The organism is Megasphaera paucivorans, from assembly GCF_900103535.1.
Classification (GTDB): Bacteria; Bacillota; Negativicutes; order Veillonellales; family Megasphaeraceae; genus Megasphaera_A; species Megasphaera_A paucivorans.
Map to the genome: position 1 here is coordinate 19,991 of NZ_FNHQ01000024.1, position 18,824 is coordinate 38,814.

Below are 18,824 nucleotides of genomic sequence, written 5' to 3' on the forward strand. Positions count from 1 at the left end.
TCCATATGATGACGCTACTTGATTTTTCTGAATGATATATCTATGATATATATAAAGAATACTGTAAAATGATTGTTCGTGATGAAAATCCAACAATAATTAGGAGCGTTAAAATGGAAAAAACAGATACTGTGGTTCATCAACTTTACCAAACCACTCGAATCATTACTAAGGAAATCAATCGTCTCTTAGAACAATATGAACTCCATAGTTCAGAATGGACAGTTATCGCAAGCATAAAAGAAAAGGGTGTTGTTTCTCAAATTGTATTAGCAGAACACCTGAATATTGAGCCATCGGCAATATCAAAAAGCTTAATTTCTTTAGAAAAAAAAGGATTAATTCAACGTGAAGAAGGATTGGATAAAAGGGAAAAAAGGGTTTCTTTAACCGAAAAAGCAATGGGTCTTTATCCTACTTGGGAACATATCGTCAAACAACATCGCAATCAACTTTTACAAGGTGTTTCCGCTGAAAAATTAGATGATCTATTTTTAACATTAAAAACTATTTTTTTTAATGCACAGAACATAACAAAATCATAATAACCCGAGATACTATACAGGCCAATCATTATCGTTTTTTAATATATCCCGCTAACGCAGCAACGTCTTTTTTTACTATAAACTGCACGGTACTTCCAATGCTATATTACGACGTAAAGATAAATCTTTGGATGAAATAAACATGATAGCATGGGTTCAGCCAACATTATCAATACCACTCTTTACACAACAAAATACGCACGGCACCCCATGATTTCCTATAGGTCGCCGTGCGTATTTTGCTACTTCCTTATAATAAAGTGGGTGCATATTCTACTGCTCGCAAAGAAAAGATAACAAAAGTTTTAATGCATTCCATCATTTTACCGAGCCGCCACAACTTCAATTTCCACTTTTGCTCCTTTCGGCAGATCCGCTACCTGAAAAGCCGCCCGAGCGGGAAAAGGAGCTTGAAAAAACGTACCGTAAACATCATTCATTGCTCCGAAATCATGGATATCCGCCAACAAAACTGTTGATTTTACAATATTGGCAAAAGTTAAACCCGCTTCAGTCAAAATCGTTTCTATATTCATCAGAGAAACACGTGTTTGTTCTTTAATATCATCAGAAGGAAATTCTCCCGTAGTCGTTACAATCGGAAGCTGTCCGGATACAAAAATCAATCCATCATGTTCAATAGCCTGCGAATACGGTCCGATAGCTGCCGGTGCTAATTTACTTTTAATTTCTTTATTCATTAGGTGATACACTCCTTTACGCTTGGGAAACGCGAGAATTTTTTAACCAATTTTTCCCATGAACAACGCGGGAAATAATCATTGCCAATCCGGTGTCGCCAGTAACATTAATGACTGTCGCCGGTGCGTCAGTAATCGTGCCGATAAGGACCATAATAGGAATAGAAACAGTTGGAAAACCAAAAACAGAGACAATAAATATTTCAGCCACATATCCCCCAGCAGGAATTCCCCCCATTACGACAGACGCAATGACTGCGACAACAATAGACAGGAAAATGTTTTCCGGTGTCACATAGTTGATGCCAAAAGCTTCACAAAGTAACGATATTTTTAAAATTTGAATGATACAGGCTCCATCTTTATGTAAGTTAGCGCCTAAAGGAATAGCCAAATCACCAACATCGGCAGGAATACCAATCTTTTTGGCATGGAGTAAGTTGACCGGCAACGTCGCTGCGGATGAACAGGTTCCGAGCGCTGTCAGAGCCGGCGCGGCTGCCCCTTTCCACCACGTCTTTACCCCATTTTTACCAGCCCCGATATAAGCCATAACCGTTTGTGACACGATAAAATAGACAACAACAACGAAAAGATATAATACAATCCCTTTACCAAGAGGGCCGACAACAGAATTACCATATTTGCCAATCAAGATCGCAAAGTAGCAACCCAGGCCCAGGGGAGCCAGCTTCATGACAATATTAATAACCTGAACAATGACTGCCGTCAAATCATTCATTGCTTTGACAATGGCCTTTCCTTTTTCTCCTGCTTTGATAATAGCAATAGAAAAGATGACCGTAAATACGATGAGTGCCATCAGATTCGCTTTGGAAAAGAGTTTTGGAAAGTCGTCTACAGCAAACATAGCTAATAAATTCATACTCCCCGACGCATTGGAAATATCTTGCGACATATCCAGAACCATTCCCTGCCCCGGATTGACGATAATGGCCGGAATGATCATAAACAGGCAGGCGATTGTCCCGGTAATCAAGGTTCCCGCCAAAAAAGTTCCCATAATTTTTTTAAGTTTTGATAAATCATCCATTTGAGCAATTGCAGCTGTCAGCGAACAAAAAATGAGCGGTACAACACAACAATACAATAAGTCAAGAAACAAGTCGGCTATCGGTTGTAATATCGCGGCTCCTTCTCCCCAAAATTTCCCAACGACACCACCAATAATCATAGCGGCCAGTAAGATAAATGAAGATTTATAAGTTTTCCATATTTTTCCCATAATATATAATTCCCCCTTTATTTACTTGATATGCAAATCAAAAGCTGTTTTCAGCTGATTGAACACTTGAATAACAGTCGATCGCGGACACGCCATATTAAAGCGTTCAAATTGTGCTGTCTCTTTACCAAATATTTTACCTGAATCAAGCCAAAGTTTTGCTTCATTAACAATGAGATTATCCAATTCATCATCACTGAAACCATAACCGGAAAAATCAATCCAAATCAAATATGTCCCTTCTGTATCGACAAAAACAGCTTTGGGAAAATTCTTATCAACAAACTCTTTCGCATAGGTAATATTCCCAGCAATATAATGTACCATTTCTTTAACCCACGTATCACCCTTAGTGTAACAAGATTTGACAGCCATCTGCCCCATAACACTGCCTTGGCTATAGCCGGATGCAGCATTGGCTTTGCGGTATTGCTCCCGTAATTTTGGGTTAGGAATGATAATGTTGGCCGGTTGGAATCCAGCAACATTGAATGTTTTACTTGGTGACGTATAAAGAACAAGATTATCCCAATATCGGACATCCATACAAAGAAAGCTTGTAAAATGGTGCGGAGCATAAACAAAATCACAATGGATTTCATCATCCATGATAAGTACCTGATGTTTCTGACAGATATCCCCGAGACGGGTCATTTCTTCTTTTGTCCATACGCGGCCAGCCGGATTATGCGGGCTGCACATCATAAAAACTTTTACATCATTATCGACAATTTTCTTTTCAAAATCATCAAAATCAATGGTATATTTTCCATTTTCATAATGAAGTTGATTATTGATAAATCTGCGGCCGTTATCTTCAATAACTTCGCGGAACGGATAGTATACCGGTTGTTGAATCAAAATAGCATCTCCAGGTTTGGTAAAAGCTTTCACTCCCGTAGCCAATCCGTAGACAACACCGCATCCAAGCGTAACCCATTCCGATTTGACATGATACCCATGATGAACGAAAAACCAGCGATCAAGAGCTGCATAATATTCATCATCTGGATCTGTATATCCAAAAATACCATGATCAATCCGGGTATGAAAATCAGCAAGAATTTCTTCCGGCAAAGAAAAATCCATATCAGCAATCCACATGGGGAGTAAATCCATACGTCCTTTCCGCTGCATTCCAAAATCATACTTTAAACAACTTGTCCCTTTTCGATTAACCAACTTGTCAAAATCATACTGTCTTTCCATAGTGCATCCCTCTTTCAAAAAATTATTATAGTTTAATAACTAAACTATATATTAATTAAACCATACACACTATACCAACATTTGTCAATTATTTTAATTTTAGTTGCTAAACTGTAATCGTTGAGCATAGCTTATTTACATTATGTAATTTTGCTTATTATGGGTTATTTATATAATCTTAATTGATTTATCACATAATATAGTTTATAATTAAACAATATTATGTGATAGAAATAATTATTCAGGAGAATTAAAATGAGTCAAAATGATATACAAGAAAACAATCTGACATCAGAAACAAGCTACGTCAACGCGACGTTCCAAGCACTAAATAATCGGCATAGCATTATTTATTATTTTGTCATGCTATACAATGACTATATTTACGCTGATCATGATTATGGCAACGGCATGCCCATGACCATGATTGAAGTCCATACGCTAAGCTATATTGAAGACCATCCCGGTACGACAGTTACAACCTTATCAAAACATTGGCAAAAAACAAAAGGTGCTCTTTCCCAAATTGTCAGTCGTCTAGAAAAAGATGGCCTAGTCCGCAAAGATAAAAAAGAAGGTAATACAAAAACAGTTCTTCTCTACACAACCAAAACAGGCACAGAAATCAGCAAAGCTCATAAACTCTACGATACATTAGATATTGCTAAAACACTGGGAAAAATAGGGGAGACTTGTACCCCCGAAGAAATTGACACATTTTTCAAAGTCATAAATTCTTACTACGGTGTCATTCTTAAAGATTTTGAAGAAAACAAGGTCACTAAACGCCAAGGCAGACGAAAAAATAAGTAAGCGAATACTAAAAAAGGATACATACACAAAAATAAAATACTTAAAAATCAGGGCTGTTACATGAAGTGATTTTTTTACTTCATGTAACAGCCCTGATTTTTTACGCTTATAATTTAATCCATATTCCTATGTTAATTAACATAAATTTTTACTGTAGTTTATTTCCTAAATTAGTCCATGTCGATTCTTTGTTTTTAAATCTAACAATTTCATCTACAGCCCCCGTTCCCATACGGATAAGGGCATCGCTGGTATTGGCTCCATTATGCGGCGTACCTACAAAGTTAAAAGATAAAAACAGTGCATGATCTTTCGGTACGGGTTCTTCAACAAATGCATCAATCGCTGCTCCAAAAATTTGTTTATTATCTAGGGCCGTTGCTAACGCTTCTTCATTTACAATCCCTCCACGAGAAGCATTAATAAGAACCGCATTGGGTTTAAACATACTAAATTCTCTCGTATTTACCATATTTCGAGTTTGATCATTTAAAGGAACGGAAATCGAAATAACGTCACATGTTTTATAAATATCTTCAAGATTTTCGGTGTAGTTAAACCCTATTGCTTCTGTTTTTTCCCGGCCTAAAAAAGGATCATATGCTAATACTTCCATATCAAATCCTGCCTGTAACCGCTTACCGACAATAACACCTATATGTCCAATACCAATAAGTCCTATCCTTTTACCGGAAATTTCATGACCGCTGAGAAACATTGGCTGATTTTTTTCCAATCCTTTTATACAAGCTAAATGGCTGGCTGTAATCTTGCGTGCACAATCAAGAATAAGACCAATAATAAGTTCCGCAACAGAGTTTGAATTTGCTGTCGGCGTATTGGTTACAACAATACCTTTCGATTTTGCATAGGAAATATCAATATTATCTACACCAACACCATGCTTAGCAATAATTTTCAACTTTGGCATATGATCTATAATTTCTGGAGTCATTTTATACGTACGAACAATTACGGCTTCTGCCTCCGCAAAATTTTTAATTTCCGGGTCATCCCAGGTTACCACTTCCAACTGTTCCTTGGCATAGGCCAAGGCATCTTCGGAAATTGGGTCAAAAATATAAGTCTTCATGAACTATAGCCTCCTAGTTTTCATCTTCGAACTTAACTTATTTCTGAATCGGTTCAATCATAGTAATTAACAATACAAATGTAATCAAAGAAATTATTGCTAAGAATACAAATACCGAATTCCAGCTAAAGGTATCCAATATAACGCCAACTACAAAAGGCGCAAACGCTCCTCCTAAAGAACCTGCTGTATTTACTATTGAAGCTGCAAATGGACATTTTTCTTTTGTAGTAATACCCATGGGATAAGCTAAAAACATAGAATACCCTAAATTCAAAAATATACCTGCTACAAGCAATAGCAACCCCAGCGCAGTAGGATCAGCTGGTGCATATAATAAGGAGATCATAAGAAATACCGTACTGGCTGCCGTAATAAGCATTGTTGGTTTACGGCGGCTTTGAAACAGTTTATCTGAAATAATACCGCCAAGTAAATTGCCAATAACAGCTCCGACCCATGGAGCCGACGCTACAAGACCTACTTTAATAATAGAAAAATGCTTTACATGAACAAGATATGTAGGAATCCAAGTCATAATAGTATAGGTAATCCCTACCAGGAAAAAATACCCAAGCGCATCTGCCCATACATTCCATGACTTAAGAACGTCTTTATTAGTGGCCAACGGATCAATAACACGAGTACGAATCAGCGCATCAAGCGCACGATTTTGTTTAGCAGGTTGTATACTGTTATTTTTTGTTCCTTCCTTAACAGAAACTGCGGAAGTATTAATATAGTTAACCTCTGCTGCATTAATAAATTTACTATTTTCTGGACTATTACTAACAAAAATATACCATAACACCGCTAAAAAAATGCCCGGAATCGCAAATACATAAAATACTTCACGCCAACCATATGTCATGATAATCCAAGCACAAAGGGGTGGTACAAATGCCGGAGCAAATTTGATAGACGCCATAAACACGCCTGTAGCAATACCTTTCTCTTGTTTCGGAAACCATTTATTAATAGTAGAAAGACATCCAATATTGATTGGCCCTTCAGAAAAACCAAGCAAGGCCCTTGCCGCTTTTAAATGCGCTCCCGAATTTGCCAACCCCATAATTAGCGTAGCTGCAGAAGTAAGAACAACTGCCAATGAAAATAGTTTTTTAACACCATATTTTCCATATAAATGTCCTGACGGGACTTGTACCACTGCATAAGCAATATAAAAGAAACTAGCCATAGCGCCTATATCCGTATTGGTTAGATTAAAAGATTCCTTCAAATATGGCACAACCATACCAATATTAGAACGATCTGCACCCGCAACCATGTAAATTAAAAATATTAACGCTAAAACAAACCAACGAACTTTTGTCTTTTTCATATTCAAAGACTTTGCAATCATTATATATTCTCCTTATCTTAACGTATTTGCAATTTCTTCCATCAAATCTTTTGATGGATTTTTTTGATTCTTAGCCGACACTTCTACGATTAGTTTATATAAATCAACACCTTTTTCCATCGCAACTTTTTTAAAAATCGGTAAAAAGCTAGAATGGCAGCCGGAATATCCCAGAATCAAATCAATCGGTGAAATAGGATTATGATATCCTTCCTTTTCCATAGCAGGCATCAATTCCTGATCAATGAAATGTAACAAGGTATACAAATCATATTCTTGTACTTTTCCTTCCCGGCGGAACATGGCAATCGCACCTTCTGTCGTAATATTTCCTGCACTGCGGGCCATTCCCATAAGTCCACAATCAATAAAATCAGCCCCACTGCCTTCTGCTGCAAGCGCATTTGCCATTGCCAGTCCTAAATTGCTATGACCATGAAATCCTACCGGTATCGTCACTGCTTCTTTAAGTTTTTTCGTATATTCTGCGGCCTGTGCTGGAAACATATATCCGGCAGAATCCATTATCGTTATCGCTTGTACCCCAAATGATTCCAACATAGCCGCTTCTGCTGCAAGTTCTTCCGGTGTACATACATACGCCTTCATTATGCTGTACTTTGCTTCCAATCCAGCTTCACGTACTAGTTTGACTGCGCGTTCCGCATTTTTTCCATCACCCGCATTAGCGCCAATACGTAAAAAACTAAGTTTTTTAGATGCGGCCAGCATGATTAATTCTTTATCTGCATTGGCCGCTGCTTGAAACATACCAATACTTGCTTTATCGACAAAAGGTTGTATCACTTCTAAATATTCTTCATCTGTTACCGGAGACTTTTTACCGCCTGCTTTCATGCTTCCCAATCCAGTACAATGCCCCATTTCAATAATAGAAATATTACTTTGGATCAGACCTTTGATCATCAATGTTGTTAGTTCTTTAGAAAAACCTGCCCCTACAATATTTGCTCCATCACGAAGTGTACAATCCATTATATCCATGTTTTTTCCTCCTAATATATATAACTTTATCAGATACGTATCTTCAGTTAGTATCATATCACCCTACGAATTAAAATAAAAACAAATTAATTTTATTGTAAATATTAATTATATTAATATTTACAGTATTGCATAGAATACGTTATTATATAAATAGATGGAAGGTGATTTTATGAATACTGAACTAATTGAAACCTTTATAACTGTAGCAAATTCGAACAATATTACAAAAAGTGCGGCGCTTCTCCATGTCTCACAAGCAACGGTCAGTCACCGGATCAAACAATTAGAAACAAAAATGGGCGTTTCTCTTTTAGTGAGACATAAAGGTTCTAAACAGACAGAACTTACATTGGCCGGGAAAAACTTTCTTCCGTTAGCGCAAACCTGGTTAAACCTAAGTCACGAAATCGACGCTTTTCAATCACGTCCCCAAGCCATGGAATTAACGATAGGCTTAGTTAACAGCGCTAACAATTATCTATTTCCTGAATTCTATACTCAATTAAAAAAAGACGTTCTTGACTGGCACCTTACGATTAAAACCATGCATACACCTGAAATATATGAACAGGTCAGGCTGAATATGATTGATATAGGATTTCCTTTAGCCGAACAGGTTATCCCCGGAATTAATGTCAAAAAAGTTCATACGGAAAAATTAATGATCGTAAGCAAGAATCAAATTAAGGACAAAGCCACCCTCATGCCTATTGACCTTGATACCAATAACCAAATTTATATTAACTGGGGCCCTGATTATCGTCATTGGCATAATCGTTTTTTCCCTCCCAGTGGAACTCCTAAATTCTCTATTGACATGATAAAAGTCGCCTTAGATCTCCTTGACGAAAAAAGTTGGTTTTTTGCACCGTACAGCATTTGTCAACATTTACAATATAATCATAACTGTTATATATCTAAATTAGCACTCGATACACCCTCACGTAACTTATACATGATAACCAGCCGCCTCACGGAGCAAACTAAACGCCGGCAAATTGTCTTATTTAAGCATAAAATCTTGCAATACATCAGAAAACGCGAGGACTACATTCAAACAATGCTGGATAATTGTTCTCCCTATGGTACAAAAAAACATTCCTATGCAGCTTATATTCATGAATTTGAACCTTCAGAGTAGCATTCCACGAAATAATACATACAATTTTTACCTATAATAAAATTATTTAATATTTCCATATTTTAAACTATCCTGTATCTCATAAATATATTTTATTGTATAGCAATAAAATATTAAAAACAGGGTTTCCTAATTAACTTTAGGAAACCCTGTTTTTAGCAAATAAATATTTTTTATATCATTTTAAATGAAGATTATTATGATCCCACAATATTGCTATATCTTTCCATTGTTCCGGTCGCTTTTCCTGAAAATGATCTCTTGCGTTTATATCCCGAAACCACTCCAGCCTCTTTGTCGTGGCTTGCGTCATAATAGGAGCTACGCCAATATCTTCAAGCATTTTTGTAACATCTCCCATTTCATGAACCTGTCTATCCGCATGCCAAGCGCTCGCTACGACAAGGTAATTATTATTAAATTCAAACGCTTTGCCATCAAGAGTATTGCCTATGGAGTCAATAACAAGTTTATCCACTCCGAGAATATTAGCCGCTTCCAACATTTCTGCTCCAAGAGCCGCAATCCCTTTCATATAAATACTGCGTACAAATTTAACGGCAATAGCATCTCCCGGATTTTTTGTAATTTCTTTAATATTCATGCCATATGGTGTAAGTGCTTCAATCATGGCTGCACAGTTTGTTCCTGATATTAGGATAGGTACTTTGTAGTGGGATTGACTAAGACTCGCCATGAGGGCTGCATCAATAAAACTGCCGCCGGTTGGCGCTATCAACCTGTTTTCTTCTTTTTTTACACTAGGCAGGCTGGTTGATGCATCTACAAATATCTTACCTGACCGCATTTGTCCTATAATGCTTTTTGCTGCATCTAAAGCAAACGCACCGGGTACAACAGCAATAATAATATCACACATATCAACAACATCGCTATCAGATTCCAGTAAAGTAACCTTTGCCTTTTCCGCCCTTTCTTTTACAAATTTTCCTTTTTCCGCATGATGTTGCAGAGCATCATATGCATATACTTCAGTAAGCCCTTGTGATACAAGACCAGAACTGATTTCATAACCAACTTCACCAAAGCCGATAAAACCTAATTTCATTTTTTCTTCCGCCTCTCTAATCAATCTTATACTGACACATTAAATAATTTCACAACCGATTTCTTCAAGTTTTTCATCAACCCATGGACGCACATAAGAACATTCATTCACAATTTTATCCATAATACCTGCTTCTTTTTCCATGACCTGCTTTGTTTTGGCCGCTAATTCTTCTGCTTCTTCTGGCTTTATAACAATAATGCCATCGCCATCTCCTACAATAATGTCGCCCGGGCAAATCACTTTACCACCAAATGAAATTACCGTATTAATTTCTCCGGGACCATTTTTATATGGCCCATTGGGAATAGCCCCTTTTGCATATACAGGAAAATCCATTGCTGCAATTTCATCATAATCGCGGATAACTCCATCGAGAATAACCCCGGCAAGTCCACGTTTATGACAATACGTAATCATAAGTTCTCCGAAAATAGCACGAGTTACATCCCCGCCGGCATCAATGACGATAACATCCCCAGGCTGTGCCATATCCATTGCTTTGTGAAACATAAGATTGTCGCCTTCCGGAACTTTTACGGTAAACGCGGTCCCTAAAAGCGGTGTCTTATTCATAGGAACAATATCCGAACGAACCGCTGCCGTCCGATTCATGCAATCATCAATATTAGCTACAGGCATCCCCTTAAATAACTCGACAACCTTACGATCTGGTCTTTTAAAATCCTTAATAATTTTGCATCCAACATTTCCCATTATACTGCGCCTCCTAATAAGTTAAATATTTTCATTTAAATACAGTATTTTTCCATTTAAAATTGTTGCCTCAGGTGATAAATAAATATCTCCTTTTTTTTCTTTCCCACACGCATCTGCGAAACTGTGTAATGTGGATTTGATTTCACAAATACAAACATCTGCTTGCGCACCTTCTTTTAATGTCCCAATGATATTTTCCATCCCCATTAAACGTGCCGGAATCTCTGTAACACTTTGAATAACACTATTTAACGGCACTCCAAGACTTAAATATTTTGACATTACAAATGGTAAATTTTTTACCATGGACACTCCTGGAGTATTAAAACTTACACTTGTTAAATCAGTACTAATAATATCTGGAAAAAACTTTTCCGCCAAAGCCGATTGTGCTACATCATAGCTAAAATTTAAACGCCCATTCGCAGCATCAAAAATAATTCCCTTTTTCTTGGCTTCCCAAAATTCTTTTTTAACTACAGAGTTACTATTAATAATAGTATTACCATTTCCTTGAAAAACATGGCAATAAATATCTCCCTTGCGTAACATAGATACAAGTTTTTCTGTTGCAATAGGTGGATTTGTTGTGTGAACACATACAGGTACTTTAAGTTTTTCCGCAATATTTAACGTTTTTTGCAGCGGTTCAATGCCAAAATCGCCTACAGTGTTTTTACTAAATCTAATCTTAATTCCAATTATATTATTTTTGTATTTGCAAATTATATTAGCTAATTGATTTTCATTAAAAATATTGGGATCTAAACATTCTTCTATGTTTCCCCCAGGTTGACCTATAGGATATATATTTACAAATGACTTAATTCTCATTGTTTTGGAAACAATTTCATTACAATAAAAATCCTCAAAATTAATATACCCTGCCGTGCCTTGATCTACTACGGTAGTTACTCCGTAAGGAAATAATAAATCTGGATTCACTGCTAATGTACTTGCTTGATACACGTGCGTATGAAAATCAATAAATCCCGGAAATACATATTTTCCGCTGGCATCTATTTTATATATTGCATCTATATTAACTTTATAAGGTACAATGTATCCATCTTTAATAGCTATTGTCTTTTTCTCTTCGATTTTTTCATATGGATCTATAACAAACCCATTTTCAATAACTAAGTCATACATAGTTTCATCTCCATTAATCACACTGACACTCACACTGACACATCAATTTCTTCTTTCTTAAACTTTACAAAAAATGCACAAATAACACCTATCAAACATATTGTCCCCGCTAAAACAAATCCTGCATTATATCCATAATTTGTTACCATAATGCCCGTAATAGTTGGTGCCAACATAGCTGCCGTTTGCCCAAGGAAATGCATAATTCCGCCAAAAGCTCCGGTTCTAGTCGGATCAATATCAATTAAATTACTCCAATAAATAGAATTCGAAGCTAAAGCCGCGGTATTTCCAAGTGCCATAAACGTTAAAGCTCCCGTCATGCTATTAACAGTCGGAATTAATATAAAACAAACTCCCGATAATAAAAGAGATGCCATTGCAACGCTATTTCTAGCAATTCTGAGGTTTTTAGTTTTTTTAAAAATAAGATCTGCAATTTTACCACCAAAAGGGGTAGAAAAAATAGGTCCTAACCATGGAATCATTCCTAAATACCATAAGGATTTCAAGCTCATGCCATAAACATCCTGTAAATATTTAGGTGTCCATGTTAAAAGCATAAAAATGATATAACTAATTGCAAAAAATCCTACTGTATTAAATAAATAGGATGAATTTTTAAAAAAATCATACCAATGAAAATTTTTAGCTTCTTGGGCCGTTGCTACTACTTTAGATGTTTCACCTTGTCTAATTTCTGCCAATTCCTCTTTAGATACTCTTGGGTTTTCTTCTGGTAAGTTTGTAAAAATACGTGAAAAAACAAGTACCCAAATAAGTCCCAAAAATCCTAACATCAAAAACGATATTTTCCAATTAAACATAGAAATCAAAAATACGGCAATGGGTGCTGTAATTACGGAACCAAGCGGAGTTCCTATTAACGTGATGGAGGCTGTAAACGTTCTTTCCTTTGGTGCTACCCAATTAGCAAGAGTACGACTCATTGACACGAAAGATGGCCCTTCCGCAAAGCCAAACAACGCACGAACTACAAAAAAACCAGCCATGGCTGAACCGCCAAATATTGCAATACCTAAATTACCCGCATAAGCAGTTAATGCAACAAAAATTGACCAAATAGTCACAAATGTTAACCAAACAAAACGCGGCCCTTTTTTATCTGCTAATACTCCACCAAACAATCCCCCAAAAATATATCCATAACCAAAAAATCCTTGAATACTTCCCCATTGAGCCGGGGTAAATCCAAACTCTTCTATAATATCCTGCTGCGCATAAGCTAAAGCGCCCCGATCAATATAATTGATCGTCATAATAAGTAATACCATAAAAATAACCCAATAACGATATTTAGTTGTTCTCATAAATACACTATCCTCCTTTAATATTTTTAATTATTATTTTCTAAAATATAATTAAATATTAATTGTGAATAATTTATACGATTGAAATACTAATGCATCTCCTTTTTTTGTGAAATTAAAAGCACTTAATCTGTCATGCTAAACTACAGTTTTGTATATTACGTAATTAAAAGTCTATAAAATTAGATACGAGATTTTTCACCAAAACTGATAAAACCCAATTTTACTTTTTCTTTCGCCTCTCTAATCAATCTTATACTGACACATTAAATAATTTCACAACCAATTTCTTCAAGTTTTTCATCAACCCATGGACGCACATAAGAACATTCATTCACAATTTTATCCATAATACCTGCTTCTTTTTCCATGACCTGTTTTGTTTTGGCCGCTAATTCTTCTGCTTCTTCTGGCTTTATAACAATGATGCCATCGCCATCTCCTATAATAATGTCGCCAGGGCAAATCACTTTACCACCGAATGAAATTACCGTATTAATTTCTCCGGGACCATTTTTATATGGCCCATTGGGAATAGCCCCTTTTGCATATACAGGAAAATCCATTGCTGCAATTTCATCATAATCGCGGATAACTCCATCGAGAATAACCCCGGCAAGTCCACGTTTATGACAATACGTAATCATAAGTTCTCCGAAAATAGCACGAGTTACATCCCCGCCGGCATCAATGACGATAACATCCCCAGGCTGTGCCATATCCATTGCTTTGTGAAACATAAGATTGTCGCCTTCCGGAACTTTTACGGTAAATGCGGTTCCCAAAAGCGGTGTCTTATTCATAGGAACAATATCCGAACGAACCGCTGCCGTCCGATTCATACAATCATCAATATTAGCTACAGGCATCCCCTTGAATAACTCGACAACCTTACGATCCGGTCTTTTAAAATCCTTAATAATTTTGCATCCAACATTTCCCATTATACTGTGCCTCCTAATAAGTTAAATATATATTGTCAATCTGTAAAACCATGTTAAGAATTTGATTTGTTTGCTGTCATATCCCCAGTAAGCGGTTCAACAATAGTAAACAAGACTATTAAAGTAACAAGACTACAAAGAGATAAAAAAATGAATACCGTATTCCAATTGAACACGTCAAGGATAAACCCTACAACTAATGGAGCAACAGCCCCGCCAAATTGACCGCCTGTATTGACAATAGACATCGCAATGGGATATTTTTCTTTACTAGTGAGTCCCATTGGGTAAACCATAAAGGCGGAATAACCAAGGTTTAAGAAAATGCCGGCAATAAGAAGCAACATTCCCATATAGAAAGAGTCATTGGGTGAAGTAATCATAAGGTACATCATGATTGCGGTTGTAAGTGCGGTAACAATCATCATTGGTTTACGGCGCTTAGCGAGAATTCGGTCAGAAATCCATCCACCTAATAAGTTCCCGATAACAGCACCAATCCAAGGTGCCGAAGCAACGAATCCCATTTTCATAATAGAGAAGTGTTTTACCGTTACAAGATACGTGGGAATCCATGCATACAGAACATATACGATACCTGCAATAAAGAAATATCCAATGGCCGCCCCCCAAACATTCCATGAAGTGAGAATTTGATGGGTTGTATCTAGTTCGGCTGTCTTTTTCGAACGAATAAGTGTGTCTAGCCAACCAAATGAAAAAGCGTGGCTTTTTTCTTCGGATTCCTTTGTAATATCATTTTCATTTTTAATGTATTCCTGTTCGACTTCATTGCAATATTTACTTTCTTCTGGTTTATTTCGTACGAAGATAAGCCAAATAATGGCAAAAACAATTCCTGGTACGGCACAAATATAAAAAATCGGACGCCATCCCCAATTGGCAATAATAAGTGCTGACAATAAAGGAACAAGAACTGGACCAAATTTTGCACCCGCTAAGAAAATACCGGAAGCAGTTCCTTTTTCTTTTGCCGGAAACCAGTTGTTAATAGTTGTTGTGATTCCTACGGGAAGCGCAGCTTCTGAAAGTCCGAGTCCAAGCCGTAATCCTTTGAGCGCAAACGCAGAATTAGCAGTTCCCATAAAACCGGTAAATACAGAGGTAGCAATTAAGGCCCATGAAAAAATCTTATGCACACCCAATTTGCTAAACATGAATCCCGCAGGAACTTGTGCCAGTGCATACCCTACAGAAAATAAACTGGCAATAGCGCCTGCTTCTGTATTTGTCATTTGAAATTCCTGCCGCAAAAAAGGAAGAGCTACGCCCAGATTTGAACGATCTGCCGAGGCCACTGTGTAAATTAAAAAAATAAGAGAAATAATGAACCAACGAAATTTAGTTGCTTTTTTTGTTCCAGAGAGTGATTGCGCGTTAACTTGTGACATATCGAGTCCTCCTAAAAAATGTTACAGTTCAAATTTAACGTTTAATTCTTTACAAGCTTGTTTTAATTCCTGTATTGTTACATCTGCCAAATGAATTCCCTGTTTCAGGCTAGTTTGTTTTTTCCTGAGTTCGATTTCGCCGGGAAGAAAAATTTCTTTTACTCCCGCTCCTTTTGGATTTGCTTTTACACTCAAAATAAATTCATCCATATGATTTTTAAATTCATCAATATCTTGAAAAAAGGCAATGTTGATCGCTCCAAAATAATGACTAGTATAACTAGGATGTTCAAAATCAGCATTTAAATCATTGATATCCGTTGTAAACATAGATCCACTTAAAATCCCGGTCAACACTTCAATTACAGTTGAAATCGAATATCCTTTAGGACCTGCAAAAGGAAGTACGGTACCTTCAAGAGCTGCTTGTGCATCCGTTGTATCCCGACCATTTTTATCCCGAGCCCAACCAAGAGGAATCGGTTCTCCTTTTTTTGCTGCCAAAATAATTTTACCGCGAGCAACTAGTGATGTTGCCATATCTGCTACAATAGGCAAACATTTTCCTGCTGGAATTGCAAAAGCAAAGGGACTTGTTCCAAACATGGCCTTTTTGCCACCCCAAGGCGCAACACGTGCGGGACCATTGCTGCCAACGAAACCAATCATATCTTCCATTACTGCCAGTTGGGCATAATATGCTGCTGCAGAAAAATGATTGGAGTTACAAACGGTAATAAAAGAAATCCCCGTATTTCTTGCTTTATCAATGGCTATTTGCATTACTTTATAGCTTGCCGCAGCTCCCATACTATTATTTGCATCAATCAAGGCAGAACCCGGAGCTTCTTTAAGAATATCAAGTTTTACATCCGGTCTGACCAAACCAAGACGAAGACGTTTCAAATATACCGCCATTCGTGTTGCCCCATGCGAGCTAACGCCCTTTAAATCTGCATCATTCAAGTTGTCGGCGTTACGAAAAGCTTCGTCTTTGGGAACGCCTGCAGCTTCAAACAAATTCTGACATAAGACTCGCAGTTTTTTACTGTCAACAAGCATATATACCATCATCCTTTACTAAAAAGTATGCAATGTATTACCTGGTGTCATTTTACAGTACTCTGTATATGAAGTAAAATGAATATTATAAGGTTGAATAATTAAATATTTTCATATATAGTTTAAAAAAGGCGGTATATATGCACATTCATGACATTCAAGCATTTTTAACAGTTACAAAAACGCGTAATATCAGTAGAGCTGCTGACCGTTTATTTATATCTCAAACAGCCGTTACTCATCGACTAAAAAATTTAGAAGATGAATTAGGGGTGACACTTTTAGCTAGAGGCCGCGGTATGAAAGAAATAGAAATAACCCCTTCGGGACAAGATTTTTTACCTATTGCCAAAAGATGGGACGCTCTTTGGGATGAAGTAGGCCATTTTAAAAAACAAGGAGAAAAACTTGCTTTATCTTTTGGATCTGTTCAAACACTTAACGGGTATATATTCCCCCCCCTTATTTGATAATCTTATTAAACATATTCCAAAAATAAACTTGGCGATCCATACCGAACATACGGCGGAGTTATATCCGTTAGTAGAACAACGACAAATTGATGTAGCAGTAGCTTGGCAAAAAATTGTATATCCCAATGTTATTTGCTCGGAATGGAAAGAGACTCCCATGGTTATGCTAAAAAATGGCTCTCCCAAATATGCCGGAATCATTGTTGCAGAAAACAAGAAGCTTGACACAAATAAAGAATTATATATTCCATGGACACCTAATTTTAAATCTTGGCATGATGAACATTGGCCAACGGGTTACTATGACCCTATACATATCACTGGGGCTCCTCTTGTACTGCAGCTCATAAAAGATAATGATTATTGGGCTATTGTTCCACTCTGGCTTGCTAACTATGCAGTAAGTTTCGGTGGATATACCTATAGCCTTCTTTCGGATCCACCAGATCCGTTAACTGCATATATTATTACACATAAATATCTTCGACCTAGTACAGAAAAAAGTTTGCGAGTATTTTATTATTACTTAAACAAGTTGGAAGTATAATAACTTTAAAAACTTTAAATAAGAAATAGCATAGCTACTATAAAAAATAATGGGGGTAAGACAGACTTGTTTGTCTGTCTTACCCCATTGTCAATAAAAAATAGACATAATCACATACAGTCCCTACGATCAACACGCTTCAACCGGATCAGATACGGATGATACATGATGTCCAGTTCTATTATATTGAATAATTTTTCATCAAATTAGTGTCCCTAGTTGATTTACAGTCTTAATAAAGAAGCTCGCCTATTTGTATTCGTTCAACTATCTCATAATTTCAAAGCCATACACGTACTCGACATCGGGCATACATCACCGAGGGCTGAAGTCGTTAAAATATCAGACGGTATATCGTTTCGGTCTATGGGAACAAAGCCATATGTACATAAATAATCAACAGCAGTATTCGTTAATAAATAGGCCGTATCGCATCTATGGTGTCGTACATTGTTTAATACATGTTCTATTAGTTGCTTTGCTATTCCTCTTTTTTTAAATGGCGGATATACGGCTAATGACCGCAGTAAAGCAGACGTATTATAAATTTCAAAACCTAAGACGCCCATAGAAGGCGCACTAAATTCTGTGTAAACTCCATATAGTGGTGCAAAATAATAAGAACGTACGAGTCAGCGGCTATATCGTTGGCTCGTTTTCAATATAACCACAAGGGCATACCCCTGTCAATCAATCCGGTATCCGATCTGCAAAATACACCGCGAGTTGTGCATGAATCTTGCTCCAATCAGGCCGTCGCCCCGTCCATTTTTTAGTAATATCCATCATAGCTAAATACAGCATTTTGAGCAAACTGTCATCCGTTGGGAATACAGACTTTGCTTTTGTCACTTTTCGTAGCTGCCGGTTAAATCCTTCGATGGCATTGGTAGTATAAATCAGGCGGCGTAGTTCCTCTGGATACTTAAAATAAGGACTTAAATTTGCCCAGTTTGATCTCCAAGATAACGTAATGGATGGATATTTAGTATCCC

General features: G+C 36.9%; 20 protein-coding genes. 5 read left to right on the forward strand and 15 right to left on the reverse strand.

Annotated elements, in window-relative coordinates:
- The first annotated feature begins 113 nt into the window (after positions 1-113).
- Positions 114-545: a MarR family winged helix-turn-helix transcriptional regulator gene (locus tag BLR11_RS10290; protein WP_091651626.1), complete on the forward strand. Its 432-nt coding sequence runs from the start codon at positions 114-116 to the stop codon at positions 543-545.
- Between the two features lie 323 nt (positions 546-868).
- On the opposite strand, the gene BLR11_RS10295 is transcribed toward BLR11_RS10290, so the two are convergent.
- The 3 genes from BLR11_RS10295 to BLR11_RS10305 are packed head-to-tail and all read right to left on the reverse strand — an operon-like array spanning position 869 to position 3,701.
- Entirely contained in the window at positions 869-1,246 is a 378-nt protein-coding gene (locus BLR11_RS10295; protein WP_091651631.1) for a RidA family protein, read from the reverse strand.
- A 16-nt stretch (positions 1,247-1,262) separates the two neighbouring features.
- Positions 1,263-2,492, reverse strand: coding sequence for a dicarboxylate/amino acid:cation symporter (locus BLR11_RS10300; RefSeq protein ID WP_091651634.1), 1,230 nt, complete (start codon positions 2,490-2,492; stop codon positions 1,263-1,265).
- A gap of 21 nt (positions 2,493-2,513) precedes the next feature.
- Positions 2,514-3,701: a MalY/PatB family protein gene (locus tag BLR11_RS10305; protein WP_091651637.1), complete on the reverse strand. Its 1,188-nt coding sequence runs from the start codon at positions 3,699-3,701 to the stop codon at positions 2,514-2,516.
- A gap of 255 nt (positions 3,702-3,956) precedes the next feature.
- Here BLR11_RS10305 and BLR11_RS10310 point away from each other — a divergent pair, with 255 nt between their 5' ends.
- Entirely contained in the window at positions 3,957-4,514 is a 558-nt protein-coding gene (locus BLR11_RS10310) for a MarR family winged helix-turn-helix transcriptional regulator (protein WP_091651640.1), read from the forward strand.
- Positions 4,515-4,662: 148 nt separating this feature from the next.
- Here BLR11_RS10310 and BLR11_RS10315 read toward each other — a convergent pair whose 3' ends face one another.
- The 3 genes from BLR11_RS10315 to BLR11_RS10325 are packed head-to-tail and all read right to left on the reverse strand — an operon-like array spanning position 4,663 to position 7,975.
- The gene (locus BLR11_RS10315; RefSeq protein ID WP_091651642.1) at positions 4,663-5,607 is read right to left on the reverse strand and encodes an NAD(P)-dependent oxidoreductase; all 945 of its coding nucleotides are present in this window, start codon (positions 5,605-5,607) and stop codon (positions 4,663-4,665) included.
- 37 nt (positions 5,608-5,644) lie between these two features.
- Positions 5,645-6,970: an MFS transporter gene (locus BLR11_RS10320; protein WP_176762956.1), complete on the reverse strand. Its 1,326-nt coding sequence runs from the start codon at positions 6,968-6,970 to the stop codon at positions 5,645-5,647.
- 12 nt (positions 6,971-6,982) lie between these two features.
- Complete coding sequence (locus BLR11_RS10325) at positions 6,983-7,975, reverse strand: 4-hydroxy-2-oxovalerate aldolase (RefSeq protein WP_091651643.1); 993 nt, start codon at positions 7,973-7,975, stop codon at positions 6,983-6,985.
- Between the two features lie 172 nt (positions 7,976-8,147).
- Between BLR11_RS10325 and BLR11_RS10330 the strand changes: the two genes are divergently transcribed.
- The gene (locus BLR11_RS10330; RefSeq protein ID WP_218118781.1) at positions 8,148-9,119 is read left to right on the forward strand and encodes a LysR family transcriptional regulator; all 972 of its coding nucleotides are present in this window, start codon (positions 8,148-8,150) and stop codon (positions 9,117-9,119) included.
- A gap of 178 nt (positions 9,120-9,297) precedes the next feature.
- On the opposite strand, the gene BLR11_RS10335 is transcribed toward BLR11_RS10330, so the two are convergent.
- From BLR11_RS10335 to BLR11_RS10365, 7 genes are all read right to left on the reverse strand, one after another.
- Positions 9,298-10,188, reverse strand: a complete 891-nt coding sequence (locus BLR11_RS10335) for an NAD(P)-dependent oxidoreductase (RefSeq protein WP_091651647.1) — start codon at positions 10,186-10,188, stop codon at positions 9,298-9,300.
- Positions 10,189-10,227: 39 nt separating this feature from the next.
- Positions 10,228-10,905 (reverse strand): RraA family protein, encoded by a 678-nt coding sequence (locus BLR11_RS10340; protein WP_091651651.1) that lies wholly within the window; start codon positions 10,903-10,905, stop codon positions 10,228-10,230.
- Positions 10,906-10,926: 21 nt separating this feature from the next.
- Positions 10,927-12,060, reverse strand: coding sequence for a metallo-dependent hydrolase (locus tag BLR11_RS10345; protein WP_091651656.1), 1,134 nt, complete (start codon positions 12,058-12,060; stop codon positions 10,927-10,929).
- A gap of 29 nt (positions 12,061-12,089) precedes the next feature.
- The gene (locus BLR11_RS10350) at positions 12,090-13,391 is read right to left on the reverse strand and encodes an MFS transporter (RefSeq protein ID WP_091651659.1); all 1,302 of its coding nucleotides are present in this window, start codon (positions 13,389-13,391) and stop codon (positions 12,090-12,092) included.
- A gap of 266 nt (positions 13,392-13,657) precedes the next feature.
- Complete coding sequence (locus BLR11_RS10355) at positions 13,658-14,335, reverse strand: RraA family protein (protein ID WP_091651661.1); 678 nt, start codon at positions 14,333-14,335, stop codon at positions 13,658-13,660.
- A gap of 53 nt (positions 14,336-14,388) precedes the next feature.
- A complete protein-coding gene (locus tag BLR11_RS10360) occupies positions 14,389-15,747 on the reverse strand; it encodes an MFS transporter (RefSeq protein ID WP_091651665.1) in 1,359 nt (452 codons plus the stop codon).
- Positions 15,748-15,768: 21 nt separating this feature from the next.
- Positions 15,769-16,809: an Ldh family oxidoreductase gene (locus BLR11_RS10365; RefSeq protein ID WP_176762957.1), complete on the reverse strand. Its 1,041-nt coding sequence runs from the start codon at positions 16,807-16,809 to the stop codon at positions 15,769-15,771.
- A 140-nt stretch (positions 16,810-16,949) separates the two neighbouring features.
- Between BLR11_RS10365 and BLR11_RS10370 the strand changes: the two genes are divergently transcribed.
- Positions 16,950-17,279 carry a LysR family transcriptional regulator gene (locus BLR11_RS10370; protein WP_091651669.1) on the forward strand — a complete coding sequence of 110 codons (330 nt, stop codon included), beginning with the start codon at positions 16,950-16,952 and terminating at the stop codon, positions 17,277-17,279.
- Positions 17,218-17,829, forward strand: a complete 612-nt coding sequence (locus tag BLR11_RS10375) for a type 2 periplasmic-binding domain-containing protein (RefSeq protein WP_091651671.1) — start codon at positions 17,218-17,220, stop codon at positions 17,827-17,829. Before BLR11_RS10370 ends, BLR11_RS10375 begins: the two co-directional genes overlap by 62 nt.
- 272 nt (positions 17,830-18,101) lie before the next feature.
- Here the strand turns inward: BLR11_RS10375 and BLR11_RS10380 are convergent, their stop codons facing one another.
- Entirely contained in the window at positions 18,102-18,398 is a 297-nt protein-coding gene (locus BLR11_RS10380) for a GNAT family N-acetyltransferase (RefSeq protein ID WP_091651674.1), read from the reverse strand.
- A gap of 121 nt (positions 18,399-18,519) precedes the next feature.
- Positions 18,520-18,824: transposase (locus BLR11_RS10385; protein ID WP_176762958.1), on the reverse strand; the 305-nt coding region annotated here is incomplete at its 5' end.